General features: G+C 68.1%; 24 protein-coding genes. 8 read left to right on the forward strand and 16 right to left on the reverse strand.

The genetic code is table 11. The features are described from left to right. Positions 1-55 precede the first annotated feature (55 nt). Positions 56-2,233 carry an EAL domain-containing protein gene (locus GRF61_RS11665; RefSeq protein ID WP_169150829.1) on the forward strand — a complete coding sequence of 726 codons (2,178 nt, stop codon included), beginning with the start codon at positions 56-58 and terminating at the stop codon, positions 2,231-2,233. Between the two features lie 69 nt (positions 2,234-2,302). Here the strand turns inward: GRF61_RS11665 and GRF61_RS11670 are convergent, their stop codons facing one another. The 12 genes from GRF61_RS11670 to GRF61_RS11725 all read right to left on the reverse strand — a co-directional run bounded on the left by GRF61_RS11670 (position 2,303) and on the right by GRF61_RS11725 (position 12,797). Next, positions 2,303-2,683: a c-type cytochrome gene (locus GRF61_RS11670; RefSeq protein ID WP_348982385.1), complete on the reverse strand. Its 381-nt coding sequence runs from the start codon at positions 2,681-2,683 to the stop codon at positions 2,303-2,305. Between the two features lie 88 nt (positions 2,684-2,771). Then, positions 2,772-3,398: an urease accessory protein UreG gene (ureG, locus tag GRF61_RS11675; protein ID WP_169150830.1), complete on the reverse strand. Its 627-nt coding sequence runs from the start codon at positions 3,396-3,398 to the stop codon at positions 2,772-2,774. Next, positions 3,395-4,126 carry an urease accessory UreF family protein gene (locus GRF61_RS11680; RefSeq protein WP_348982386.1) on the reverse strand — a complete coding sequence of 244 codons (732 nt, stop codon included), beginning with the start codon at positions 4,124-4,126 and terminating at the stop codon, positions 3,395-3,397. The genes ureG and GRF61_RS11680 overlap by 4 nt, the downstream gene beginning before the upstream one ends. Next, complete coding sequence (gene ureE / locus GRF61_RS11685; protein ID WP_169150855.1) at positions 4,123-4,602, reverse strand: urease accessory protein UreE; 480 nt, start codon at positions 4,600-4,602, stop codon at positions 4,123-4,125. Before ureE ends, GRF61_RS11680 begins: the two co-directional genes overlap by 4 nt. Positions 4,603-4,757: 155 nt before the next feature. Then, complete coding sequence (gene ureC, locus GRF61_RS11690) at positions 4,758-6,464, reverse strand: urease subunit alpha (RefSeq protein WP_169150831.1); 1,707 nt, start codon at positions 6,462-6,464, stop codon at positions 4,758-4,760. Between the two features lies 1 nt (position 6,465). Then, complete coding sequence (locus tag GRF61_RS11695; RefSeq protein WP_169150832.1) at positions 6,466-6,771, reverse strand: urease subunit beta; 306 nt, start codon at positions 6,769-6,771, stop codon at positions 6,466-6,468. Between the two features lie 15 nt (positions 6,772-6,786). Continuing rightward, a complete protein-coding gene (locus tag GRF61_RS11700; RefSeq protein WP_169150833.1) occupies positions 6,787-7,143 on the reverse strand; it encodes a hypothetical protein in 357 nt (118 codons plus the stop codon). Positions 7,144-7,216: 73 nt separating this feature from the next. Then, on the reverse strand, positions 7,217-7,519 hold the full coding sequence (locus GRF61_RS11705; RefSeq protein WP_169150834.1) for an urease subunit gamma: 303 nt from the start codon (positions 7,517-7,519) through the stop codon (positions 7,217-7,219). A 23-nt stretch (positions 7,520-7,542) separates the two neighbouring features. Beyond that, positions 7,543-8,400, reverse strand: coding sequence for an urease accessory protein UreD (locus GRF61_RS11710; RefSeq protein ID WP_169150835.1), 858 nt, complete (start codon positions 8,398-8,400; stop codon positions 7,543-7,545). Between the two features lie 205 nt (positions 8,401-8,605). Then, complete coding sequence (gene queF, locus GRF61_RS11715) at positions 8,606-9,439, reverse strand: NADPH-dependent 7-cyano-7-deazaguanine reductase QueF (RefSeq protein WP_169150836.1); 834 nt, start codon at positions 9,437-9,439, stop codon at positions 8,606-8,608. 48 nt (positions 9,440-9,487) lie between these two features. Further along, positions 9,488-11,593, reverse strand: a complete 2,106-nt coding sequence (locus GRF61_RS11720; protein ID WP_169150837.1) for an LTA synthase family protein — start codon at positions 11,591-11,593, stop codon at positions 9,488-9,490. Positions 11,594-11,912: 319 nt separating this feature from the next. Further along, positions 11,913-12,797 (reverse strand): outer membrane protein OmpK, encoded by an 885-nt coding sequence (locus GRF61_RS11725; RefSeq protein ID WP_169150838.1) that lies wholly within the window; start codon positions 12,795-12,797, stop codon positions 11,913-11,915. 408 nt (positions 12,798-13,205) lie between these two features. Here GRF61_RS11725 and GRF61_RS11730 point away from each other — a divergent pair, with 408 nt between their 5' ends. From GRF61_RS11730 to GRF61_RS11740, 3 genes are all read left to right on the forward strand, one after another. Next, a complete protein-coding gene (locus GRF61_RS11730; protein ID WP_169150839.1) occupies positions 13,206-14,240 on the forward strand; it encodes an ABC transporter substrate-binding protein in 1,035 nt (344 codons plus the stop codon). Between the two features lie 64 nt (positions 14,241-14,304). Next, complete coding sequence (locus GRF61_RS11735) at positions 14,305-15,084, forward strand: ABC transporter ATP-binding protein (protein ID WP_169150840.1); 780 nt, start codon at positions 14,305-14,307, stop codon at positions 15,082-15,084. Between the two features lie 17 nt (positions 15,085-15,101). After that, positions 15,102-15,875 carry an ABC transporter permease gene (locus tag GRF61_RS11740; RefSeq protein WP_169150841.1) on the forward strand — a complete coding sequence of 258 codons (774 nt, stop codon included), beginning with the start codon at positions 15,102-15,104 and terminating at the stop codon, positions 15,873-15,875. Between the two features lie 78 nt (positions 15,876-15,953). Here the strand turns inward: GRF61_RS11740 and GRF61_RS25180 are convergent, their stop codons facing one another. After that, positions 15,954-17,135 carry a GGDEF domain-containing protein gene (locus GRF61_RS25180; protein WP_169150842.1) on the reverse strand — a complete coding sequence of 394 codons (1,182 nt, stop codon included), beginning with the start codon at positions 17,133-17,135 and terminating at the stop codon, positions 15,954-15,956. A 339-nt stretch (positions 17,136-17,474) separates the two neighbouring features. On the opposite strand from GRF61_RS25180, the gene GRF61_RS11750 reads away from it, so the two are divergent. Next, on the forward strand, positions 17,475-17,930 hold the full coding sequence (locus GRF61_RS11750) for a hypothetical protein (RefSeq protein ID WP_169150843.1): 456 nt from the start codon (positions 17,475-17,477) through the stop codon (positions 17,928-17,930). Between the two features lie 115 nt (positions 17,931-18,045). On the opposite strand, the gene GRF61_RS11755 is transcribed toward GRF61_RS11750, so the two are convergent. The 3 genes from GRF61_RS11755 to GRF61_RS11765 form a co-directional block, all read right to left on the reverse strand. Beyond that, on the reverse strand, positions 18,046-18,999 hold the full coding sequence (locus GRF61_RS11755; RefSeq protein WP_169150844.1) for a LysR family transcriptional regulator: 954 nt from the start codon (positions 18,997-18,999) through the stop codon (positions 18,046-18,048). Between the two features lie 36 nt (positions 19,000-19,035). Beyond that, positions 19,036-19,728, reverse strand: coding sequence for an urea ABC transporter ATP-binding subunit UrtE (gene urtE / locus GRF61_RS11760; RefSeq protein WP_169150845.1), 693 nt, complete (start codon positions 19,726-19,728; stop codon positions 19,036-19,038). Positions 19,729-19,959: 231 nt separating this feature from the next. Beyond that, positions 19,960-20,370 carry a group III truncated hemoglobin gene (locus GRF61_RS11765; RefSeq protein ID WP_169150846.1) on the reverse strand — a complete coding sequence of 137 codons (411 nt, stop codon included), beginning with the start codon at positions 20,368-20,370 and terminating at the stop codon, positions 19,960-19,962. Between the two features lie 396 nt (positions 20,371-20,766). Here GRF61_RS11765 and GRF61_RS11770 point away from each other — a divergent pair, with 396 nt between their 5' ends. From GRF61_RS11770 to cysW, 3 genes are read left to right on the forward strand one after another with little or no spacing between them, the layout of a single operon-like run. Continuing rightward, positions 20,767-21,774 carry a sulfate ABC transporter substrate-binding protein gene (locus GRF61_RS11770; RefSeq protein WP_169150847.1) on the forward strand — a complete coding sequence of 336 codons (1,008 nt, stop codon included), beginning with the start codon at positions 20,767-20,769 and terminating at the stop codon, positions 21,772-21,774. Beyond that, the gene (gene cysT, locus GRF61_RS11775) at positions 21,774-22,628 is read left to right on the forward strand and encodes a sulfate ABC transporter permease subunit CysT (RefSeq protein ID WP_169150848.1); all 855 of its coding nucleotides are present in this window, start codon (positions 21,774-21,776) and stop codon (positions 22,626-22,628) included. Before GRF61_RS11770 ends, cysT begins: the two co-directional genes overlap by 1 nt. Continuing rightward, a complete protein-coding gene (cysW, locus tag GRF61_RS11780) occupies positions 22,628-23,512 on the forward strand; it encodes a sulfate ABC transporter permease subunit CysW (protein WP_169150849.1) in 885 nt (294 codons plus the stop codon). The genes cysT and cysW overlap by 1 nt, the downstream gene beginning before the upstream one ends. Positions 23,513-23,515 lie beyond the last annotated feature (3 nt).

The following is a 23,515-nucleotide window of genomic DNA, read 5'->3' on the forward strand; positions in this document are numbered from 1 at the left end:
TGTCGAAAGACCTATAAGAAAGACCAAACGACAACCACCGACCACCAGGGAGGTCATGGTTATCCCGGGAGAGCAGCCCTTTTTCGGCACCGCTTCCGAGGTCCGCCCCGACCCGGAGCTTGCATGCCGGATACTCGTCGTCGACGACGATGCGTCGTTGCGCCGAACGCTGCCGCACGTCCTCGCCCGCGGCGGCCGCAGCTTCGACGACTGCGGCAGCGTCGCCGACGCCATCGCCCTGCTGCAGCACCAGCACTACGACCTCATCCTGCTGGACTACCGCCTGCCGGACGCCACCGGCCTCGCCCTGCTCGACTGGCTGTCCGAGAACCAGCGCGAAGAGGCGGTCATCATGATCAGCGGCGAAGACGCCATCGACGCCGCCATCGGCGCGCTGCGCCGCGGCGCGGATGACTACGTGCGCAAACCCTACCATGTCGCCCAGCTCCAGCGCGCGGTGGAAGGCACCCTGCACAAGACCTCGCTGGAGCGCGCCAACCGCGCCATGAGCCAGCGCCTGCGGGCTTCGGAGCGGCTGCACCGCTACCTGGTGGAAAGCTCGCCCGATCTCATCTTCACGCTGGATGCGGAAGGCTGCTTCAACTACATCAACCCGCGGGTTCAGGCCCTGCTCGGCTACGAGCGCAGCGCGCTGATGCGCCGCCCCTTCGTCTCGCTGGTGATGCCGGAAGACATGGAGCGCATGCGCTCCCTGCTGCTGTCGCCGCGCGGCATGCCCACCGAGAGCTTCAACGTCGAGCTGCGGCTGCGCCGCGCCACCGATGGCATGGACGGCCATGACGGCCCGGAATCCATCACCGTCTCCCTCACCGGCATCCCGATGATGGGGCGCGAGGGCGGCCGCCAGGCCAGCGGCCTCTATGGCGTCGCCCGCGACATCTCGGAACGCAAGCGCGCCGAGGAGATCATCTCCTTCCAGGCCTACCACGACCAGCTCACCCGCCTGCCCAACCGGGTGCTGTTCAAGGACCGCCTGGAGCTGGCCATCGCCCAGGCCCAGCGCCGCAGCGGCTCACTGGCGGTGATGTTCGTGGATGTGGACCGCTTCAAGCTGGTGAACGACACCTTCGGCCATGCCGAGGGTGACACCCTGCTGCGCGGCATCGCCGAACGCCTGTCCGCCACCCTGCGCCGCGGCGACACCCTCGCCCGCCTGGGCGGCGACGAGTTCACCGTGCTGCTGCCGGACGTCGCCCAGCCGGAAGACGCCGAAACCATCGCGCGCAAGATCCTGGAGGTGCTGGCGCCGCCCTTCCGCCTCAGCCACGGCGACTTCCGCGCCACCGCGAGCCTGGGCATCGCGCTCTTCCCCCGCGACGGCAACGACGCCGAGGAGCTGACCCGCGCCGCCGACATCGCCATGTACCAGGTGAAGCGGTCGGGCAAGAACGGCTTCCGCTTCTTCGACCCCGACCTCAACAGCCACTACCGCGAACGCATCGCGCTGGAGAACGACCTGCGCGGCGCGGTGGAGCGCGGCGAGCTGGAGCTGCACTACCAGCCGCAGATCAGCCTGCATCACCAGCGGGTGGTGGGCATGGAGGCGCTGCTGCGCTGGAACCATCCGGTGCATGGCATGGTGGGGCCGGCGGCCTTCGTGCCGGTGGCCGAAGAGGCCGGGCTGATCGGCGACATCAGCCGCTGGGTGCTGGAGCAGGCCTGCCGCCAGCTCGCCCACTGGCGCGAGGCCGGCCATGACGAGCTGCGCATGTCGCTCAACCTCTCACCGCACGACTTCGACAGCGCCGACGTGGTCGGCATGGTCACCGACTGCGTCTCCCGCCACCGCCTGCCGCCTTCGCAGCTGGAGCTGGAGATCACCGAGAGCATGATGATGCAGGACGCCGCCGGCGTCGCCGCCAAGGTCCGCCAGCTGCGCGAGGCCGGCCTCAGCGTGGCGATAGACGACTTCGGCACCGGCTACTCGGCGCTGGCCTACCTGCAGAAATTCCCGGTGAGCACGCTGAAGATAGACCGCAGCTTCGTGCGCGACCTCGAAGGCCCGGCCACCAATCCCATCATCTCCGCCATCACCGGCATCGCCCGTGGCTTTGGGCTGCAGCTGATCGCCGAGGGGGTGGAGCGCGCCGAACAGGTGGAGACCCTGCGCACCCTGGGCTGCGACGTGATGCAGGGCTACTTCTTCGCCCGCCCGGCGCCGGCGGCGGAAGCCGGCGGCTGGCTGCAGACGGTGCCCTGCGGCAGCTGCTGAAGCCGCGGGCGCCAGACGGGCGAAGCGCCAGACCCGGTTGAAGCACCTGGCGCGGAATCCGCCCCGGGCTCAGTTGAGCTTGGGGCTGCAGCCCACCGGCGTGCCCGCCTTGGCCCAGCCGCTGCCGTCCGGATTGGTGCCCAGTATCCACTGCACCAGCTCGCGCGCCTCGCTTTCATTCACGTGGTATTTGTTCGGCGGCATCGGCACCACGCTCCACTCGCATACGCTGCCGTTGAGCACCTTGCCGACGAGCTTGTCCACCGCGCCGGGCTGCTTCGCATAGCGGGCGGCGATGTCCTTGAAGGCCGGGCCCACCCGCTTCTGGTCCAGCACATGGCAACCGGTGCAGTTCTTCGCCTTGGCCAGCGCCTCATCGGCAAACGCCGGGGCGGCGGACAGCGTACAGACGGCGAGTGCGGCGCTTAGTGCGGCGGCGGGCAACTTCATACCTACTCCTCTGGCAAGGGACGGAACCGCCGCGATACTAAACGACCGCGCCGGGGCTTGCCCAAGGCGGCGCGCCGGCGGCCCGACTTCAGGCCGCCGGGCGCAGCAGGCCCTGGCGCTCGATGAAGCCGATGATCTCGTCCAGGCCCTGGCCGGTCTTGAGGTTGGAGAAGACGAAGGGGCGCTCGCCGCGCATCTTCTTCGCGTCGCGGTCCATCACCTCCAGCGAGGCGCCGACCATGGGCGCGAGGTCGATCTTGTTGATCACCAGCAGGTCGCTCTTGGTGATGCCGGGACCGCCCTTGCGCGGAATCTTGTCGCCGGCGGAAACGTCGATCACGTACAGCGTGAGGTCGGACAGCTCCGGCGAGAAGGTGGCCGCCAGGTTGTCGCCGCCGGACTCGACGAAGATGATCTCCAGCCCGGGGAAGCGCTGGTTGAGGCGATCCACCGCCTCCAGGTTGATGGAGGCGTCCTCGCGGATGGCGGTGTGCGGGCAGCCGCCGGTTTCCACGCCGATGATGCGCTCCGGCGCCAGCGCCTCGTTGCGCACCAGGAACTGGGCGTCCTCGGCGGTGTAGATGTCGTTGGTCACCACCGCGATGTTGTAGCGCTCGCGCAGCGTGCGGCACAGCGCCAGGGTGAGGGCGGTCTTGCCGGAGCCGACCGGGCCGCCGATACCGACGCGCAGGGCGTGGGAAGTCTGGGATGTCATGATCTGAACAGCCTCGTGTATTGGGTTTCATGCCGGCTGCTGGCGATGGCCAGGCCGGGGGTGAAGTTGCTCCATTCCGCTTCCGGCAGCACCAGCGCCGCGGCCGCCAGCTCCGGCACCCGCGCGCCCAGGCCGGCGAGCAGACGCTGGCCGGCGCTCTGGCCCAGCGGCACCGCCTTCACCGCCGCCATCACCTGGTTTTCCAGCCAGGCCCACAGGTAGGCCGCCAGCGCGGCCCCGGCGTCTATGTTCCAGGCGGCGGCGGCCGCCGCCCAGGCGGTGGGAAAGGCGGGGGAGTCGATACCGCGCAGGCGCTCGCGCCAGCCGGGCAGGCCGGCGAAAGCGTCCAGCTCCGTCAGCAGGCGCACCAGGGAATAGCCCATCTGCAGCGTCTCGGCGCGCAGCTCCGAGGTCTCGCGGCTGCAGATGAAATCGTCGTTGAGGCGGGCGACCTCGGCATCCTCGCCAACCGCCCAGGCCTGTACCAGCCGCGCCAACAGCGGCGCTTCGAAGCGGCCGGCACCGTGGCTGAGCAGGTCGCCTATCCAGCGGCCGGCGCCGGCTTCGTCGCGTACCGCGCCGCATTCCACCGCCCACTCCAGCCCTTGCGAATAGGTGTAGGCGCCCACCGGCAGCGCCGGGCTGGCCAATTGCAGCAGGCGCACCAACTGCAGCTGGCCGAGCGCGGCCGGAGCGGGCACCGCGGCAGCGGAAGCGGTTTCGCTCACTGCCCGTCCATCATGTGGATGCGAGCGCCGCTGCCGTCACCCGGGTGCTGGTGGCCGTGGGCGTAGGCGCCGGCTTCCGGCTCGAAGGGCGCGCGCAGCGCTTCGACGTCGGCGCCCAGCCCGGTCAGCATGCCTTCCAGCACATGGTCGGCCTGGATGCGCAACCAGCCCTCGCCGAGCTCGACGGCGACGTGGCGGTTGCCCAGGTGATAGGCGGCGCGCGCCAGCTCGAGCGCATCGGCGCAGCGCACCTCCATCAGATCTTCCGGGGCGGCCACCACTTCCACCACCCGGCCGTCATTGGCGAGCAGGCGGTTGCCGCCGCGCAGGATGGTGCCGCGCGGCAGGAAGAGGCCGACTTCTGCGCCTGAGCCCAGCCTGGCGCGCAGGCGGCTCTTGGTGCGGTAGCCGAAGTCCAGCTCCAGCGTGTCGGTGGCGTTGCGGGTGCCTTCGTAGAGCGCTTCGATCAGCAGCATGTCGCCGCCTGTCGGGCCAGCGGAGGAGGCCGTGGTCATGGAATGTCTCCGGGTACGGGTATCGATGGGCCGCGCCGGCCGGCGCGATGGAAAGTGACACAGGGTAGCCAAAGCCACCCCGTGCCTGCCACCGCGCCCGGCGGTCGCGCGTGCCGTCAGAACAGGAAGTAGCGCTGCGCCATCGGCAGCACCGAGGCCGGCTCGCACACCAGCAGCTCGCCGTCGGCCCGCACCACGTAGGTTTCCGGGTCCACTTCTATCGTGGGCCGGGCGCCGTTGTGCACCATGTCGCCCTTCTGCACGCCGCGGCAACCCTGCACCGCCACCAGAGGCTTGTCGAGCTTGAGCGCGGCCACCTCCGGGTTGGCCAGCGCGGCCTGGGAGACGAAGGTCACCGAGGTCTTCAGCGCCTTGCCGAAGCTGCCGAACATCGGCCGGTAGTGCACCGGCTGCGGCGTCGGGATTGAGGCGTTGGCGTCGCCCATCGCCGCGGCGGCGATCATGCCGCCCTTGAGGATGAGGCTGGGCTTGACGCCGAAAAATGCGGGCTTCCACAGTACCAGGTCCGCCAGTTTGCCTTCCTCGATGGAGCCGACCACATGGGCGATGCCGTGGGTAATGGCCGGGTTGATGGTGTATTTGGCGATGTAGCGCTTGATGCGGAAGTTGTCGTTGCCCTTGCCGGCGTCCTCCGCCAGCGGGCCGCGCTGCACCTTCATCTTGTGCGCGGTCTGCCAGGTGCGGATCACCACCTCGCCGACCCGGCCCATGGCCTGAGAGTCGGACGACATCATGGCGAAGGCGCCGGTGTCGTGCAGGATGTCCTCGGCGGCGATGGTTTCGCGGCGGATGCGGGACTCGGCGAAGGCGACGTCCTCGGCAATCGACGGGTCCAGGTGATGGCAGACCATGAGCATGTCGAGATGCTCGTCTATGGTGTTCACCGTGTAGGGCCGGGTCGGGTTGGTGGAGGACGGCAGCACATTGGCCTCGCCCACCGCCTTGATGATGTCCGGCGCATGGCCGCCACCCGCGCCTTCGGTGTGGAAGGTGTGGATGGTGCGGCCCTTGAAGGCGGCCAGCGTGGTCTCGACGAAGCCGGATTCGTTCAGGGTGTCGGTGTGGATGGCGACCTGCACGTCCATCTCGTCCGCCACCGTCAGGCAGTTGTCGATGGCCGCCGGGGTGGTGCCCCAGTCCTCATGCAGCTTGAGGCCGATGACGCCGGCCTCGACCTGCTCCTTCAACGGCCCCGGCAGGCTGGCGTTGCCCTTGCCGAAGAAGCCCATGTTCATCGGGAAGGCGTCCGCCGCTTCCAGCATGCGGTGGATGTGCCACGGCCCCGGCGTGCAGGTGGTGGCGTAGGTGCCGGTGGCCGGCCCGGTGCCGCCGCCCAGCATGGTGGTGACGCCGCTCATCAGCGCCTCGTCGATCTGCTGCGGGCAGATCCAGTGGATGTGGCTGTCGATGCCGCCGGCGGTAAGGATCATGCCCTCGCCGGCAATGACCTCGGTGCCGGCGCCGACCGGGATGGTGACGCCCGGCTGGATGTCCGGGTTGCCGCCCTTGCCTATCTTCCAGATCTTGCCGCCCTTGAGGCCGACATCCGCCTTCACGATGCCGGTCACCGCGTCCACGATCAGCGCGTTGGTGATGATGGTGTCGGCGATCTCGGCGGCCAGCTGCTGGCCCTGGCCCATGCCGTCGCGGATGACCTTGCCGCCGCCGAACTTCACTTCCTCACCGTAGATGGTGTGGTCCTTTTCGACCTCGAGCACAAGGTCGGTGTCGGCCAGGCGCAGCTTGTCGCCAGTGGTGGGGCCGAACATTTCCGCATAGGCGCGGCGGGTTATTTTCGCCATCTCAAAGCGCTCCCATCACGTCGCCGTTGAAGCCATACACCTTGCGCGCGCCGGCCAGCGCCACCAGCTCCACCGTGCGCGCCTGGCCCGGCTCGAAACGCACCGCGGTGCCGGCGGCGATGTTGAGGCGGAAGCCGCGGGCGGCCTTGCGGTCGAAATCCAGCGCGGCGTTGGTCTCGGCGAAGTGGTAGTGCGAGCCGACCTGGATCGGGCGGTCGCCGGTGTTGGTCACCGACAGGGTCAGCGTGACGCGGCCGGCGTTCAGCTCCAGCTCGCCGGCCGCGGGGATGAGTTCACCCGGAATCATGTGCTTGCTCCTTTCTTATCCTTGTACGCCCCAACCGCCACGGGCACCGTAGCGGTAGTCCCGGACCTGCGTCCGGGCGGCGGGTTTGTTCGCTTGCGCGTCTGCCGGCGGCGGCATGATGGTCGCGGCTTCGGCCGGCGGCGGAGCGGGCTGCGCTTGCGGCGCCTGCAGCAGCTGGCGCAGGCGGCCGGCCAGCTCGCGCACGATGTCGTCGCCATCCGCCTCCAGCGCGGCCAGCACCTGCTCCGCCTGGGCGGGATCGATCAGCGCCGCCGGGTCCAGGCTGGCACCGCGCCGGCGCAGCTGCAATCTGAGGCGGGAGAGCAGGCTCGCCCGTTCCAGCTCCTTCCGTTCCACTTCCGCTTCGTGCATCGCAACCTCCCGCGGCCGCGCCGCGAACGTTTGCGTGCAGGCCGCGCCAGCCGGCGCGACGCCGCCCGCGCTGTCAGACGATGGGATTGTGTACCGTGACCAGCTTGGTGCCGTCCGGGAAGGTCGCCTCGACCTGGATCTCCGGGATCAGCTCGGCGATGCCGTCCATGACGTCCTCGCGGGCGAGGATGGTGGTGCCGAAGCTCATCAGCTCGGCCACCGTGCGGCCGTCGCGCGCGCCTTCGAGAATGGCGCAGGTGATCAGCGCCACCGCCTCCGGGTAGTTGAGCTTGAGGCCGCGGGCGCGGCGGCGCTCGGCGAGCAGGCCGGCGGTGAAGATGAGCAGCTTGTCCTTCTCGCGCGGAGTCAATTCCATACGCTAGTCCTCGTGTGTTCCATTCAGGTATTCCAGATGCGCGGGATCGCCATCGGCCGCCCGGCGAGGGCCGGCCGCAGCACTGCCCACAGGCGGTTGAACCAGATGCGCCCCGGCTCGCAGCCCGGCCCGAGGTAACGGGCGACGAGCAGGCCGGGCAGCAGCGTGACCGCGCCCTCGCCCACCGCCGGCACGATCTCGCGGCAGGCGGCGAGCAGCTCGCCATCCACCCGCGGCGACGCCGCCAGCAGGGTGCCGGCCACCGGATGGCCGCCCAGGCCGACCGGCGACTCCATCAGGCCGCCGCCGCCCTCCACCCGGCCGCGCTCCAGCCACAGGCTCTTGCCGTCGCGGCGGATGCGGGTGGCCAGCGCGAGCTGGCCGCGGCTGAATTTCTCGCCGGAGCCGGTGCGGCCGAAGCAGCTCATCTCGCTGCCGATGAAACTGGCGTCGCCCGCCAGCGCCACCTCGGTCAGCAGCTCGCCGACCGCGCCTTCATAAACGATGCTCTCCTGCGGCAGCCATTCGCACACCCCGCCTTCGGCCACCGCGATGCGCTGGCTGAGGCGGCCGACGCGGCCCTCGCTGCGATACCACTTGCCGGCGCCCGGCGTGGTCAGCAGCGCGTGGGCGCCGGCGCCCACGTCCACGTTCAGCGCCAGCGTATCGCCGCCAACGATGCCGGCCGGCGGATGCACGACGATGGCATGGCACACCTCGTCGCCCTCGGGGTAGAGCGCGCGCTGTACCACCAGCGGACCGACGTGGCGGCGCTCGGCCAGCACGCTGCGGTCGCCGCGGCGGCGGAAACCCAGGTGCAGCTCGGCCTGCCAGCCGCGCACGGACGGGGTCAGGCTGGGGCATTCGACGACGGCGTTCATGACTTTCGTTTTAGCAATTGGCATTCCAGTTCGCTGCCGGCGGCTTTATCCCGACGGTTTCAGCACTTGCATGGTGATGCCGGAGACATGGCGGTTCGATGACGGCGATGCGCGCACCAGCCCGGTGCCTGCGCGGCCTTTCATGCCCCGCCCTTGCCCATGCCCCGGCGTCCCGGCCGGCGCTTGCTGCCTTGCCCGCGGCCTCTTACTGCCGCACTTCCATGCGTTCATCCGCCGCCAGCGCCAGCGAGGTGGCGCGCCAGGGGTTGATGTCCAGCCCGCCGCGGCGGGTGTAGCGCGCCCACACGGAGAGTTCGCGCGGCTGGCAGCGCGCCAGCACGTCGCAGAAGATGCGCTCCACGCACTGCTCGTGGAATTCGTTGTGGCCGCGGAAGGAGACGATGTAGCGCAGCAGGCCGGCGCGATCGATCGCCGGCCCACGGTAGCGCAGCGCCACCATGCCCCAGTCCGGCTGGCCGGTGACCAGGCAGTTGGATTTCAGCAGGTGGGAGTACAGCGTTTCCGCCACCTCGGCGCCGCCGGCCGAGAGCAGCTCCGGCGCCGGCTGGTAGCGGTCGATGGCGACGTCCAGCTCGTCCAGGCAGACGCCTTCCGGATAACCGAAGGCGCGCTGCGGCCGCCGCGACAGCGGCGCCACCTCCACGCCCACCGCCCCGCCAGCGGCGGCGGACAGATCGGCGGCGATGGTGGCCGCCACCGCTTCATGGTCGGCGAAAACGTGCTGGTTGAAGGCGTTGAGATAGAGCTTGAGCGACTTGGATTCGACCAGCCGCGGCGTTTCCGCCGGCACCCGGAAGCGGGCCAGCGCCACCACCGGCTTGCCGCGCGGATTCAGCCAGGACAGCTCGTAGGCGTTCCACAGGTCGGCGCCAACGAAGGGCAGCGCATCCTCGCGCAGGCCCAGCTCGTCCCGCTTCAACTGGCGCGGAATGGGGAACAGCAGCTCCGGCGCATAGGTGTCGCGGTAGCTGACCGTGCGCCCCAGCGGCGAAGCCTCTGCGCCGTGCCTGTCCGTCATGCCATCTCCTTGGCTCATCTTCTTGTGCCAGTGCTCATCGGGCGGCGCTCAATGCGCGCCGTGCGGGGCCGCGTCCGGCAGCGGGCTGTGCACCGGCACCGCCTGCGAGCTGTCTTCCACCTTGTTGCTGTAGAGCATCAGGCGGGCAGCTTCATGCAGGCCGCGGGCGAGGCGGTAGAGGCGCTGGTACTCCGCCGGGTTGGCCTCGGCGACGTTGTCCAGCGGCGTCTTGGAGGCGATTTCGTGCATGGAGGCGCTGCTGCCGTCGGCGTTCATCTGCACCAGGTAATGCTGGGTGACGACGCCGATCAGCGGGAAATTGCCCTCGCGCAGCACCACCGGCACGGCGCGCTCGCCTTCCGGCGCCGGCAGCTGGATGTCGCGGCCCATGGTGGTGTTGGTGTATTCCACGCCGACCAGGCCGGCCACGGTGGGCAGCAGGTCCAGCAGGCTGGTGGCCTCGGCGGTGACGCGCGGGGCGATCATCCTGGGCGCGTAGATCACCGCCGGCACGTTCAGGCTCTCCAGGTTGAGCGCCTCGTAGGCGGGCGGCATGAAGGGCAGCTGGGAGATGCGGCCGTTGTGGTCGCCGTAGAGCACGAAGATGGTGTCGTCGTGGTAGCCGCTCTTCTTCGCCATCTCGATGAAGCGGCCGACGCTGTAGTCCTGCAGGCGCACCGCGTTGTACTGGTCGGCGCTGCGGAAGCCGGCGGGATCGGCCTCGGCGTCGCTGATGCGCTTCACCTCGAAATCGTCGCTATCCGGCGGAATGGTGAAGGGGCGGTGGTTGCCGGCGGTCTGGATGAAGGCGAAGAAGGGCTTGTCGCGCGGCATGTCGCGCAGCATCGCATCCACTTCCTTGAACATGTTGAGGTCGGAAACGCCCCACACGTCGGCGTTCTTGGACTTCCAGTGGCCTTCCTCGTAGAGCTTGATGCCATCGACGCTGCTGACGATGAGCGCGTTCATGTTGGCCCAGCCGGCGCTGCCGCCGATGGCGTAGAACTTGTCATGTGCGCGGAAGGCGTTGGCCACGGTGTGCTGCGGCACGATGAAGGGGTTGCGGGTGGCGCTCTCGGCGCGGGACACGTCCGGAATGCCGGTGACGGTAGCCCACACCGTCTTGGCGGTGCCGGTGACCGGCACGTAGAGGTTGGGGAAGAACCAGCCCTGGCGCGCCAGCGAGTCGAGGTGCGGCGTCGGGTCCAGCGGGTTGCCGTGGATGCCGGTGACGCTGGCGCCGAAGGACTCCAGCATGATGAAGACGACGTTGGGCGGGCGCTCGCGCTGGAGGCGATGGGGCTGCACGCCGATGTGGCGGTCGAAGCGCGGCTGCGCGGCGCCGGCAGCGGAAGCCTCCACGCCGAGGTAGTTCGCCACCTCCGGGTAGTACTCGCGCACCGCCGCCATGTCGTAGCGCTCCAGCGGCGTGCGCACCGTGTCCCACAGGAAGATCACCGGGTTGAGGCCGAGAGCGCCGACCTGGGTGCTGCCGGAGAAGAAGGCGTCGCCCCAGCGCAGCGGCACCGGGTTGCGGGGGTTGATGTCCTCCAGCCGGCCGAGGATGCCGAGGAAGCCCAGCACCACGGTGGCCACCACCGCCAGCGCCACCGGCAGCGTGCCGACCGACCGTGGCGGGCGGTCCAGCGTGCGCTTCTCCAGCGCCAGCATGACGCCGAAGATGAACAAGCCGGCCGCCAGCCACAGCAGCGTCAGCCACACCACCGGGTAGCTCTGCCACACCATGTCGGCGGAGATCTGGGCATCGGAGAAGAAGCGCAGGATGCTGGAATTGATCCGCAGCCCGAGGTACTGGTAGTGGCCGAAATCCACGATGTAGATCAGCGTCACCGCCAGGCTGGCCACCAGCAGCCACAGCCGGCCCAGCCAGCGCAGCGGCCGCGAGGTGGCGAGGTTGACGCGCGGCAGGATGGCGAGCACCGCCAGCGGCAGCATCAGCAGGATGGCCAGCCGCAGGTCGAAGCGCAGCCCCACGCCCAGGGTCTTCAGCACCTCGGCGGCGTGCGTGCCCTCGCCCAGGGTGACTTCGGACGACCAGATATAGAAGCCTGCCCGCAGCAAGGCGAACAGCAGGAAGAAGAAGAACACGCCGGCCAGGAGGTAACGCAGGCGGCGGAACGTTAGACGGTGCATCGGGATTCCTCGTGAACGGGAGGCCTCCCTCCCACCCTGTTCGGCACCAGCTGCGCAGACGCGCCCTTGCGCCTGCGGCCGACAGAAGCCGGGCAGTTTATCCGCTAACGTTTTATCGGGGAAAGTCCGTACAAACCGGGGAAATTTCCTGATTTCCCAATTGCATGCGGCAGCCTTGCCGGCCGGCGCCCCGGCCCGGCGGCGGCCGCCGCGCCAGCAGGAAAGAAGGCGCCGGACCGCCCTCCTCCGCGGCGGGAGGGAGCCGGTCCGGCGCGAGGGTACGCAGCCCGCGCACCCAGCTCCGCTCAAGCACGGAGAATCAGAAGTGCCATTCCATCTGGAAGGTCGGCGCGGTGGTATCTATGCCCGGCTTGGTCACGCCGGCGGCATTGCTGTGGTTGCCGAACTTGTTCTTCCAGTATTCGTAGCCCACGCCCATCAGGAAGGTGTTCTTCTTGCCGCTGACCATCTGGCCCACATCCACCATCAGCGAGGTGCGCATCAGGGTTTCCGCCTTGGTCTTCACGCCGGCGTAGTCCTTGCCCTTCTCGCTGTTGTAGTTGATGAAGCCCTGGAACTTCAGCGGCACCGGGCCGGCCTGGAAAGGGATGCCCCAGGCGGCGCTCACCATCCACTGCGGATCGAAGGTGATGTCGCTCTTCGGGCAGGCGGGGGAGCCGAGGCCACAGTGGTTCTGCTCGCGGCCGTACAGCAGGCTGAGGTCGAGGAAGCCCGGCACGTCGAACTTCAGCGTGGGGCCGACCACCAGCAGGCGCTTGCGCGGCGCGAAGCGGGTGTTCTTGGTGTTGAGGTCGAAGCCGGCGGTCAGCGCCACTTCCTTGACCGGGCCGAAGGACATGTCCTTCTCGAAGATCTTGCCCAAGTGGAACTGGTGGCGGTAGGTCAGGTAGAACTCGGTGGCGCCGCTGTCGCTGCCGCTCGCCGGGTCCTTGCTGTCGGACTGCAGCACGTCCAGGTTCACGAAGTTCTGGCCGATCGAGTAGCCGCTGGAGTGGGTCAGCTGCAGCACATGCTTGCGCACCTCGTCGCGGTTGTTCGGCTCGCGGAAATCGGTGCCGAAGCGGTAGCCGATGAAGGTATCGCTCCAGGTGGCGGCCTGGGCTGCATTCGGCACGAGGGCGGGCAGAGCGGCGATGGCGCAGGCGAGCGCCAGCTTCTTGCCGCGGGTGGGGGAGGACTTCATTGATGGGACTCCTGAGTGGTCTGCTGTGAATGCTGCTGCGCACCGGATTGCCGCGCTTTTTTAGACGCTAACAGGAGCCGAAAGGGCTTTGGCGAATAATGGGTATTACGTTTGCCGTATAAGACACCCAATACACATCCTTCTGTTTATAAAAGAAATATCCTTTCCTCCATATTCAATCGGCATTCCCTTTGTTGGCGCATTTATGCCATTGCCGCCCAACTTCGGTGCATTGCAAAAACGTGCTGAAACAAGTCGTTACGGGCACCGTCCCGGCGCACGCACCAGGAGGGAACGCAAAGCACCCCGATCGGGCGCGATAATCCACGGTTTATGCCCCTTTGCGGTGGCACGGCGCTTGCCAATTGCTTGGCCGAAACCGATCCATCCATGCAAACGGAGCAGCTCATGACCCGCAAGACCTCCATCTCCCGCCGCCTTTTCCTCTGCGCCGCCACCGCGCTGGCCTTCGCCGGCAGCGCCGCGCACGCCGCCGACCCGGTGAAGATCAAGTTCACCCTGGACTGGCGCTTCGAAGGCCCGGCGGCCCCCTTCCTGCTGGCGAAGGCGAAGAACTACTTCGCCGCCGAGGGCCTGGACGTGGAGATCGACGCCGGCAACGGCTCCGCCGGCGCGGTCACCCGCGTCGCCACCGGCGCCTATGAAATGGGCTTCGCCGACTTCAACTCGCTGATCGAACAGGAAGCCAAGACGCCCGGCACCAAGATCCAGGGCGTCTACATGGTCTACAACAGCACCCCGGCCGCCATCGTGCTGCTGAAGAAGTCCGGCGTGACCAAGCCGGCCGACCTGGTGGGCAAGACCCTGGCGGCGCCGGTGTTCGACGGCGGCCGCAAGGCCTGGCCGGCCTTCGCCAAGGCCAACGGCCTGGCGCTGGACGCGGTGAAATGGCAGACGGTGGAGCCGGCCATCCGCGAAACCCTGCTCGCCCGCGGCGATGTGGACGGCATCACCGGCTTCTACTTCACCAGCGTGCTCAACCTGGAGGCCCGCGGCGTGAAGACCGAGGACATCGTGGCGTTGAAGTACCCGGACCACGGCGTCGAGTTCTACGGCAACGCCATCATCGCCAGCCCGAAGTTCCTGGCCGAGAAGCCGCAGGCGGTGGCCGGCTTCGTGCGCGCCTTCAACAAGGCGCTTAAGGAAACCCTGGCCAACCCGGAAGCCGCGGTCGCCTACGTGAAGGAACGCGATCCGCTGATCAACGTGGCGCTGGAAACCCGCCGCCTGAAGATGGCGATGGACATGGTGGTGGTCACGCCCGAAAGCACCAGGCTGGGCCTGGGCGCGGTGGACGAAGCCCGCCTGAAGCGCTCGGTTGCCGATGTGGTTGCCGCCTTCGGCCTGCCCGCCACGCCGGACGCCGCCGCGCTGTTCACCTCCGCCTACCTGCCGCCCGCCGCCGACCGCGCCGTCAAGTAAGTCACCCGAAACGACAAGGAGGACGCCCGGCCCGCCTCACCCGCGGCGCCGGGCGGAACACATCATGGATTTTGTCCGCTTCGAGAACGTCAGCCTCGCCTACCAGCCGGGCAGCCCCTTCGCCATCGAGGATGTCAGCCTGAGCATCCGCGAAAACGAATTCATCTCCCTCGTCGGCCCCTCGGGCTGTGGCAAGTCCACCGTGATGAAACTGGTCACCGGCCTCAAGCCGCCGAGCAAGGGCTATGTCTATGTGGACGGCCGCGAGGTCGGCGGCCCGCAGAAGTGCGTGGGCATGGCCTTCCAGGCCTCCAACCTGCTGCCCTGGCGCACCACGCTGCAGAACGTCATGCTGCCGATGGAGATCGTCGAGCCCTATCGCTCCACCCTGCGGGCCAAGCGCGCCGAGTACGAGGAGCAGGCGCGCGCGCTGTTGAAGCGCGTCGGCCTCGCCGGTTTCGAGAACAAATTCCCGTGGGAGCTTTCCGGCGGCATGCAGCAGCGCGCCTCCATCTGCCGCGCCCTCATCCACAAGCCCCGCCTGCTGATGCTGGACGAGCCCTTCGGCGCGCTGGACGCCTTCACCCGCGAAGAGCTGTGGTGCATGGTGCGCGACCTGTGGCAGGAAGAGCCCTTCACCGTGGTGCTGGTCACCCACGACCTGCGAGAGGCGGTCTTCCTCGCCGACACCGTCTACGTGATGAGCAAGCGCCCGGGGCGCATCCTGGTGAAGCGCGAGATCGACCTGCCGCGCCCGCGCGACCTCGAAGTCACCTACACCGAACCCTTCGCCGCCTATGTGCACGAGTTGCGCGAGCACATCGGCCACATCCGCGAATCCTGAGCCCGGAGGACATCCCCATGCTGTCGCAGAAAACCCTCATCCGGCTCGCCCCCTGGCTGGTCATCCTCGCGCTCGGCCTCATCTGGGAAGCGGTGGTCGTCGGCTTCCAGGTGCCGGAGTTCCTGTTCCCCTCCCTGTCCGCGGTGTGGCGCTCCACGCTGACGCACTGGGACCCGATCATGATGCACGCCACCCAGACCTTCCTCACCACCCTGGCCGGCTTTGGCATCGCGGTGGTCGTCGGCCTGGTGCTGGGCGCCGCGGTCGGCTCCTCGCCGGTCATCTACAAGGCGCTCTACCCGCTGCTGGTGGGCTTCAACTCCATCCCCAAGGTCGCCTTCGTGCCGGTGCTGGTGGTGTGGTTCGGCATCGGCACCATCCCCGCCATCCTCACCGCCTTCCTCATCTCCTTCTTCCCGGTGGTGGTCAACGTCGCCACCGGCCTGGCGACGCTGGAGCCGGAACTGGAAGACGTGCTGCGCTCGCTGGGCGCCTCCCGCTTCGACATCCTGAAGAAGGTCGGCCTGCCGCGCGCCATGCCCTACTTCTTCGCCTCGCTGAAGGTCGCCATCACGCTGGCCTTCGTCGGCTCGGTGATCTCGGAAACCGTCGCCTCCAACCTCGGCATCGGCTACCTGATGATGGCCGCCAGCTCGTCGATGGACATGGCGCTGGTGTTCGCCGGCCTGATCGTCATCGGCATCATGGGCGTGGTGATGTACGAGCTCTTCGCCTTCGCCGAACGCCGGCTGACCGGCTGGGCACACCGGAATCCGAACGGGGCGCTGTAAGCCTGCCCGCAGCGCTGGTCGTGAAAAAGGCCACCCCCTGGGTGGCCTTTTCTTTGCCCGCGGCGGGGCCGATGAAGCTCAGGCGGCGGAAAACCCGATCACCGCCCCGTCCGGCAGCACCGCCCGGTCGCGGCCTTCGTGCTTGGCGCGGTACATGCGCTGGTCGGCGAGGTCGACCAGCTTGGCCCAGTCGCCGACTCCGTCAACCAGGCTTTCGGCGACGCCGATGGAGGCGGTCAGCGGCTTGCCGTCGGGGCGGATGCCCAGGCCGGCGGCGCGCAGGCGGGAGAGGAAGGCGGGCACCTGGGCGACCGGCATGTCCGGCAGCACGGCGACGAACTCCTCGCCACCCCAGCGCGCCAACACGTCGCCGCGGCGCAGAATGCCGCGCAGGGTCTGCACCAGGGCGATCAGCGCCTGGTCGCCGGCGTCATGGCCGTAGCCGTCGTTGATGGCCTTGAAGTGGTCGAGGTCGAAGAAGACCACGGTGAGCGGGCGGGAGGACATGGACGACAGCCGGAACATCAGCTCCAGCGCCTCGGCGCCGGAGCGGCGGGAGAAGGCGCCGGTGAGCGGGTCCGTCATCGCCTTGTGCACCAGGCTTTCCATGTAGTGGGTCTGGCTCATGCCGGAGAACATGGCCACGCCCAGCATCAGCAGCATGAACCACAGCGCGGCGCCGTGCTGCTGCAGGGAGAACTCCAGGCCGCTGGCGGCCATGCCGAATACCGCCATGGCGATCGCCGGCAGCGACAGCAACAACGCCTCCAGCGCAGTGAGCGGGAAGATGGCGAGGCCGCCGAGCACCACCGTGGGCATGAAGCCGTACAGCTCGCCGACCAGCCGCGGCCAGCCTGTGAGCTGGGAGACGTCGATGACCTGCAGCGAGGCGAGGTAGAACAATGGCGGCACCAGCATCATGGTGATCAGCATCGCCATCGCCTGCAGGTAAGGGCGCTCCATCGAGATGCCACGCGGCCAGGCGAGCGCGGCGAACACCGCGGCGGAAGCCAGCCGCATCAGCACCAGCGGCCAGGCCACCGGCCACTCGAACACCAGCAGGTCCACCACCGCCCACAGCGGCACCAGCACCGCGAACAGGGCGCAGATGAGCTGGACGCGGGCGATGATGACCGCGGCGGCATGCCGGCGCAGCTGCGGCGAGCGGTTGAAGGGCGCCAGCAGGCGGGGAAACTGGTCGCTGCTCAACTGGGTGGGCGCAACGATGTGCTGACAGATTGCGTTCCAAAGACGCTTCACGATGCTGCTTTCTCCGAGACTTCCGCGAAGCGAAAGGCCCGCGAGTTGGGCGCAATCCTAACACCGGCGATATAGGCAGGAACTGCGCCTAATCAAGGCTAAAAGCCTTTTACCGCCTGGGTGTGACCTCGCTCACATAGCCCGTCGGATGTAAGCTTTTGTCAGCTTTCCGGCCCGCCCGCCAGGGCCGCGCCGGCGCACGCAAGCCCAAGCCGGAGCCAGCCCCCGCCCCGCCTCGCTCTCCGCCAACCCGACCGGCGGCCCTTCATTCATTCGACATCGCGCGCCGCCCCTCCTATGTTGGAGCTGACAACCCCTGCCTCAACTTCAGGAGCCGCCATGATCACCTTGAGCAAAGTCCCCTACGACCTCAACGCCGACAACGAGCTGGTGCGGGTCACCCTGCAGACCAAGAAGATGAGCCAGATCCATCCCGGCATAGGCCCGCACTCCTGCTGGGCAGGGGTGGCCTATTTCACCGGTCAGCAGATGGGCCTGCAGACCGGCTTCAGCCAGATGAAGAACGACCTGGAGTATTCGCCCTACAAGAACCAATGGGTGAAGTACCACGGCGAACTGTCCGGCCTGTGCCAGGCGATAGAGGCGATCGCCCGCAGCGGCAACACCTCGGGGCTGCTGCCCATCGTCGGCGTCTATATCGAGATGAGCCCCTGCGGCCGCTGCGGCCCGGCGCTGCAGAACCTGCTGCCGGACGGCATCACCGTGCTGTACTCCTTCGACTATGCGACCGAGAAGGCCGCCTGGGAGGCGGCGGCGACCGCGCTGTGCCGCTGAGCGTGCGGGGCAAGGCGGCGCCCAGCCGCCGGGCCCCGCCTTGCCGCGACGGCAAAGACGAAGGGCGCCGCAGCGCCCTCCCCGCCCCCGCAGAGCAAAACGCCGCCCGGCTGCGCTAGGCGGCCTTCCTCCCCAGCGCCGGCACCGCCTCGCCGCGGGCGATGCGCACGATGCGCTCGCGGAACCAGCGGCATTCCTCCGAATGGTGGCTGCGGTCGTGCCACAGCAGGTAGTAGGCCATGGGCGGGAGCTCCTCCGGCGCGGCGGCCAGCGCCAGCGGCAGGAACTCGGCGTACTGGGCGGCGAAGCGGCTGGGCGCGGTGAACACCAGGTCGGACTGCAGCAGCATGTAGGGCGCCATGTGGAAATAAGGCACCTGGGCGACGATGTTGCGCCGCATGCGCTCGCGGGCGAGAAAGACGTCCACCACGCCGCGCTGGCCCACCGAGTAGGGCGTGGGCACCACATGCTCGGCGCCCAGCCAGTCCGCCATCGTCAGCGGTGCGCCGGACAGCGGGTGGCCGGCGCGCATCATCACCACCAGGCGGTCATCGAACAGCGGCGTGGTGCGCAGATGGTCCGGCGGGTTGGGCCAGTTGCCGATGACCACGTCCAGTTCGCCCGCCTCCAGCGCGCCGGGGTAGTCGGTGCTGCGGGTCATGGAGTGGAAGGCCACCTGCACATGGGGCGCCAGCCGGTGCACATCCGCCACCACCTCGCCCAGCAGCAGGGCGTTGAGGTAGTCCGGCGTGGCGAGGTTGAAGCTGCGGCGGGAGGTGGCGGGATCGAAGCCGGTGGGGCCGGCAGCGATGCGCTCCAGCTGCTCCAGCGCGATCTGCACCGGCTCCAGCAGCGACGCGCCGCGCTCGGTGGGCGTCATGCCGCCGCGGGAGCGCACCAGCAGCTTGTCGCCGGTGATGTCGCGCAGCCGCTTCAGCGCGGTGCTGACCGCCGGCTGCGAGAGGTTGAGGCGCCGGGCGGCGCGGGACACGCTGCCTTCGGTGAGCAGCACATGCAGCACGCGCAACAGGTGGGCATCCAGTGAATCCCAGGCGCATCCGCTCGCCATACGTCTTTCTCCTAGTCGAGCGAAGCGCCGGGAGCCTTACACGGCCAGCGCCTCGCGGACGCCGTCGGCGTCCATGTTGCGGCCTTCGCCGCGCATGACGATCTCGCCGCGCTCCATCACCAGGTAGTGATCGGCGAGCGACTTGGCGAAATCGTAATACTGTTCCACCAGCAGGATGGCCATCTCGCCGGTGGCCGCCAGCGCGCGGATGGCGCGCTCTATGTCCTTGATGATGGAGGGTTGTATGCCCTCGGTCGGCTCGTCCAGGATCAGCAGCCGCGGGCCGAAGGCCAGCGCCCGACCGATGGCGAGCTGCTGCTGCTGGCCGCCGGAGAGGTCGCCGCCGCGCCGCCCCATCATCTGCTTGAGCACCGGGAACATCTCGAAGATGCGGGTCGGTACCGCTTCGCCGCGCGGCCGGGTGGCCAGGCCCATCAGCAGGTTCTCTTCCACCGTGAGGCGGGGGAAGATCTCCCGGCCCTGGGGCACGTAACCGATGCCGGCGCGCACCCGATTGTAGGACGGGGCGCGGGTGATGTCCCGGCCATCGAAGGAAATCGCGCCGCTGGCGGAGGGCACCAGGCCCATCAGCGTCTTCAGCAGGGTGGTCTTGCCCACGCCGTTGCGCCCCAGCAGGGTGGTGACCCTGCCCAACGGCACGTCGAAGGAGAGGCCGCGCAGGATGTGGCTGCCGCCGTAGTACTGGTTGAGGTTGTCGACTTTCAGCATGTCAGGCCTCCTGCCGGGCCGGCTCGCGGGCGAAGGGCGCCCTTGCGGCAGAACGGCTGAGATGGGTTGATCGCAGCGCGGGTGCTGCTTTGCTCCCTCCTGCAGGGGGAGGCTCGGGTTGATCGCACCGCGGGTTTTGCCGTGCTCCCTCCCCCGTCGCGGGGAAGGGCTGGGGAGAGGGGGCGCCCCGCCAGTGGCGGCTGCCTACACCGTTTGCCGACACCGCGCCGCTCAGCCACCGCTGCGGGGCGGTAGCGGGGTATCGAAAGGGAACAGCCCGGCGCGGAAGCTCTCGGCCATGAACTCGGCGCGGCCGATGGCGGTGCGTGCCGCGTTGGGCGGCAGCACTTCCTCCGCCGCTTCGCGGAACAGCGCCAGCCAGTGGTCGAAGTGCTCTCGCTGTATGGGCAGGTTCATGTGCACCGGGAAGGCGTGGCGCTTGTAGCGGCCTGTGCCGAGCAGGGCTTGCGACCAGAAGTCGGCAACGATGCCGAGGTGGTGGTCCCAGTCGCCGACGGCGGCGTTGAACAGCGGGCCGAGCTCGTCGTGCAGGCGAGCGCGGTCGTAGAAGACCTGCACCAGGCGGGCGATGGTTTCTTCGCTGAGGTTCTCGTCGGACAGGGTTTCGAGCTTTGCGGACATGGCGGTTTCCTGAGGCAAGGGGCGATGTTGTCGTGAAGCGGACGCAGGTGCGGAGAAGCTGGGCGGTCACGCGCGCACAGACCGCCGGGCAAGCACGTTTTCACGATCCTGCGGGAAGGCTGTGCAAGTTGCGCGCCAGGAAGCGCCTTGCCCGGCTCCATCGCCCCATATCAATGAAAGCGATTTTCTTCGCAGATTTTCTTCATTTCCACCCCGCCGCCGCCGCGGGATCCACAAGCCCCTGTTTCCTATGAAGTTCGTAAGCCGTGCGGTGGAGTTCCGCCACCACCCGCCAAGGCTTATTCCCATTTGAGTCTATGGAAATTCCGCCATATCAATTCCTGTTCTTTCCCCCCCGCAATAGCCTTGCGCGAACCCCATACAAAGAGGCTATGCATGAAACCGCGTCTCCGTTCCCTGATCGCCGCCGCCGGCTTCGCCGCCCTGCTGATCGCGCCTGCCGTGCAGGCCCAGACCACGCTGCTGAACGTTTCCTACGACGTCACCCGCGAGCTGTACAAGGACATCAACCCGGCCTTCACCAGTTGGTACAAGGCCAAGACCGGCAAGGAAGTCACCGTCAACCAGTCCCACGGCGGTTCAAGCAAACAGGCGCTGTCGGTCGCGGCCGGCCTGGAGGCGGACGTGATCACCATGAACCAGTCCACCGACATCGACATCCTGGTCGAGCGCGGCGGCCTGGTCGCCGCCGACTGGCGCAAGCGCTTCCCGCATGACGCCACGCCCTACACCACCTATTCGGTGTTCCTGGTGCGCAAGGGCAACCCCAAGGGCATCAAGGACTGGAACGATCTCGCCCGCCCCGGCCTGTCGGTCATCGTTCCCAACCCGAAGACTTCCGGCAACGGCCGCTACACCTACCTGGCCGCCTGGGGCAGCGTGATCGCCAAGGGCGGTTCCGAGGCGGATGCGCGCGACTTCGTCACCAAGGTGTTCCGCAACGTGCCGGTGCTGGATGGCGGCGGCCGCGGCGCCACCACCACCTTCACCCAGCGCGACCTGGGCGACGTGCTGGTGACCTTCGAGAACGAGGCCGCGCAGATCGCCAGGGAACTGGGCGACGGCAAGTTCGACGTGGTCTATCCCTCCATCACCATCGACGCCAGCCCGCCGGTGGCGGTGGTGGAGAGCGTGGTCGCCAAGCGCGGCACCGCCGCCGAGGCCAAGGCCTACCTGGACTTCCTCTACGCCGACGAAGGCCAGAAGATCATCGCCAAGCACTTCTTCCGGCCACGCTCCGAGGCGGTGCTGAAGGCCAACGCCGACCGCTTCCCGCCGATCAAGGCTTTCTTCGTGGAACAGCTGCTGGGTAACTGGAACGACGTGCAGAAGAAGCACTTCGCCGACGGCGGCGTTTATGACCAGATCGTGGTGAATCGCTGATGTCCGCTGCCACCTTGTTCAACCCGACGCGGCAGACCCGCGTGCTGCCCGGCTTCGGCCTGTCGCTGGGCTACACGCTGGTCTACCTGTCGCTGCTGGTGCTGATCCCGCTGTCGGCGGTCTTTCTCAAGACGGCGACGCTGGGTTGGTCCGAGTTCTGGGCGGTGGTGACCGCACCGCGCGTGGTCGCCAGCTACAAGCTCTCATTCGGCGCCTCGCTGCTGGCCGCCGGCATCAACGCGGTGTTCGGCCTGATGCTGGCGTGGGCGCTGGTGCGCTACACCTTCCCCGGCAAGAAGCTGATCGACGCTCTGGTGGACCTGCCCTTCGCCCTGCCCACCGCGGTGGCCGGCATCGCCCTCACCGCGCTGTACGCCGGCAACGGCTGGGTCGGCAGCATCCTGGAACCGCTGGGCCTCAAGGTGGCCTTCACCCCGCTAGGCGTGCTGGTGGCGCTGGTGTTCATCGGCGTGCCCTTCGTGGTGCGCACGGTGCAACCCATCCTGGAAGACCTGGAGACGGAGCTGGAAGAAGCCGCCGCCAGCCTGGGCGCGCAGCGCTGGCAGACCTTCACCAAGGTCATCCTGCCCATCCTGCTGCCGGCGCTGCTCACCGGCTTCGCGCTGGCCTTCGCCCGCGCGGTGGGTGAGTACGGCTCGGTGATCTTCATCGCCGGCAACATCCCGATGGTGTCGGAAATCACCCCGCTGATGATCATCACCAAGCTGGAGCAGTACGACTACGTCGGCGCCACCGCCATCGCCACCGTCATGCTGGTGTTCTCCTTCGCGCTGCTGCTCGTCATCAACCTGCTCCAGGCGTGGAGCGCCAAGCGCACCGGGAGGAACCGCTGATGGCTGCCGCAGGCGTATTGCACGGCCGGGCCGACGCCCGCCGCTACGAAAACAATGCCGCCACCCGCGAAACCCCGTGGGTGAAGTGGACCCTCCTCGGCATCTCGCTGGCCTTCTTTGCCATGTTCCTGCTGCTGCCGCTGGTGGCGGTGTTCACCGAGGCGCTGCGCAAGGGCTGGGTGACCTACCTCACCGCGCTGTCGGACGAAGATGCGCTGTCGGCGATCAAGCTCACGCTGATCACCGCCGCCATCGCGGTGCCGCTCAACCTGGTGTTCGGCGTGTCCGCCGCCTGGTGCATCGCCAAGTTCCAGTTCCGCGGCAAGCACTTCCTCACCACGCTGATCGACCTGCCGTTCTCGGTGTCGCCGGTGGTGGCGGGCCTGATCTACGTGCTGCTGTTCGGCGCCCACGGCTGGTTCGGCGGCTGGCTGGCGGCCAACGACATCAAGATCATCTTCGCGGTGCCCGGCATCGTGCTGGCGACGGTGTTCGTCACCTTCCCCTTCGTCGCCCGCGAGCTGATCCCGCTGATGGAAGCCCAGGGCCGCGAGGAGGAGGAAGCCGCCACCGTGCTCGGCGCCTCCGGCTGGCAGACCTTCTGGCGGGTGACGCTGCCCAACATCAAATGGGGCCTGCTGTACGGGGTGATCCTGTGCAACGCGCGCGCCTTCGGCGAGTTCGGCGCGGTCAGCGTGGTCTCCGGCCACATCCGCGGCCAGACCAACACCATGCCGCTGCACGTCGAAATCCTCTACAACGAATACAACTTCGCCGCCGCCTTCGCGGTGGCCTCCCTGCTGGCGCTGCTGGCGCTGGTGACGCTGGGCCTGAAGTCCTTCATCGAGTGGAAGGCCGGCCAGCAGTCCAGGGAAAGCGAATAAGGA

Source organism: Azoarcus sp. TTM-91, from assembly GCF_012911025.1.
Taxonomy (GTDB): Bacteria; Pseudomonadota; Gammaproteobacteria; order Burkholderiales; family Rhodocyclaceae; genus Azoarcus.

Coding starts and splice junctions, on each gene's coding strand:
- GRF61_RS11665 (WP_169150829.1), top strand. CDS start 56: ATGGTTATCCCGGGAGAGCAGCCCTTTTTCGGCACCGCTTCCGAGGTC.
- GRF61_RS11670 (WP_348982385.1), bottom strand. CDS start 2,683: ATGAAGTTGCCCGCCGCCGCACTAAGCGCCGCACTCGCCGTCTGTACG.
- ureG (WP_169150830.1), bottom strand. CDS start 3,398: ATGACATCCCAGACTTCCCACGCCCTGCGCGTCGGTATCGGCGGCCCG.
- ureE (WP_169150855.1), bottom strand. CDS start 4,602: ATGCTGCTGATCGAAGCGCTCTACGAAGGCACCCGCAACGCCACCGAC.
- ureC (WP_169150831.1), bottom strand. CDS start 6,464: ATGGCGAAAATAACCCGCCGCGCCTATGCGGAAATGTTCGGCCCCACC.
- GRF61_RS11695 (WP_169150832.1), bottom strand. CDS start 6,771: ATGATTCCGGGTGAACTCATCCCCGCGGCCGGCGAGCTGGAGCTGAAC.
- GRF61_RS11700 (WP_169150833.1), bottom strand. CDS start 7,143: ATGCACGAAGCGGAAGTGGAACGGAAGGAGCTGGAACGGGCGAGCCTG.
- GRF61_RS11705 (WP_169150834.1), bottom strand. CDS start 7,519: ATGGAATTGACTCCGCGCGAGAAGGACAAGCTGCTCATCTTCACCGCC.
- GRF61_RS11710 (WP_169150835.1), bottom strand. CDS start 8,400: ATGAACGCCGTCGTCGAATGCCCCAGCCTGACCCCGTCCGTGCGCGGC.
- queF (WP_169150836.1), bottom strand. CDS start 9,439: ATGACGGACAGGCACGGCGCAGAGGCTTCGCCGCTGGGGCGCACGGTC.
- GRF61_RS11720 (WP_169150837.1), bottom strand. CDS start 11,593: ATGCACCGTCTAACGTTCCGCCGCCTGCGTTACCTCCTGGCCGGCGTG.
- GRF61_RS11725 (WP_169150838.1), bottom strand. CDS start 12,797: ATGAAGTCCTCCCCCACCCGCGGCAAGAAGCTGGCGCTCGCCTGCGCC.
- GRF61_RS11730 (WP_169150839.1), top strand. CDS start 13,206: ATGACCCGCAAGACCTCCATCTCCCGCCGCCTTTTCCTCTGCGCCGCC.
- GRF61_RS11735 (WP_169150840.1), top strand. CDS start 14,305: ATGGATTTTGTCCGCTTCGAGAACGTCAGCCTCGCCTACCAGCCGGGC.
- GRF61_RS11740 (WP_169150841.1), top strand. CDS start 15,102: ATGCTGTCGCAGAAAACCCTCATCCGGCTCGCCCCCTGGCTGGTCATC.
- GRF61_RS11750 (WP_169150843.1), top strand. CDS start 17,475: ATGATCACCTTGAGCAAAGTCCCCTACGACCTCAACGCCGACAACGAG.
- GRF61_RS11755 (WP_169150844.1), bottom strand. CDS start 18,999: ATGGCGAGCGGATGCGCCTGGGATTCACTGGATGCCCACCTGTTGCGC.
- urtE (WP_169150845.1), bottom strand. CDS start 19,728: ATGCTGAAAGTCGACAACCTCAACCAGTACTACGGCGGCAGCCACATC.
- GRF61_RS11765 (WP_169150846.1), bottom strand. CDS start 20,370: ATGTCCGCAAAGCTCGAAACCCTGTCCGACGAGAACCTCAGCGAAGAA.
- GRF61_RS11770 (WP_169150847.1), top strand. CDS start 20,767: ATGAAACCGCGTCTCCGTTCCCTGATCGCCGCCGCCGGCTTCGCCGCC.
- cysT (WP_169150848.1), top strand. CDS start 21,774: ATGTCCGCTGCCACCTTGTTCAACCCGACGCGGCAGACCCGCGTGCTG.
- cysW (WP_169150849.1), top strand. CDS start 22,628: ATGGCTGCCGCAGGCGTATTGCACGGCCGGGCCGACGCCCGCCGCTAC.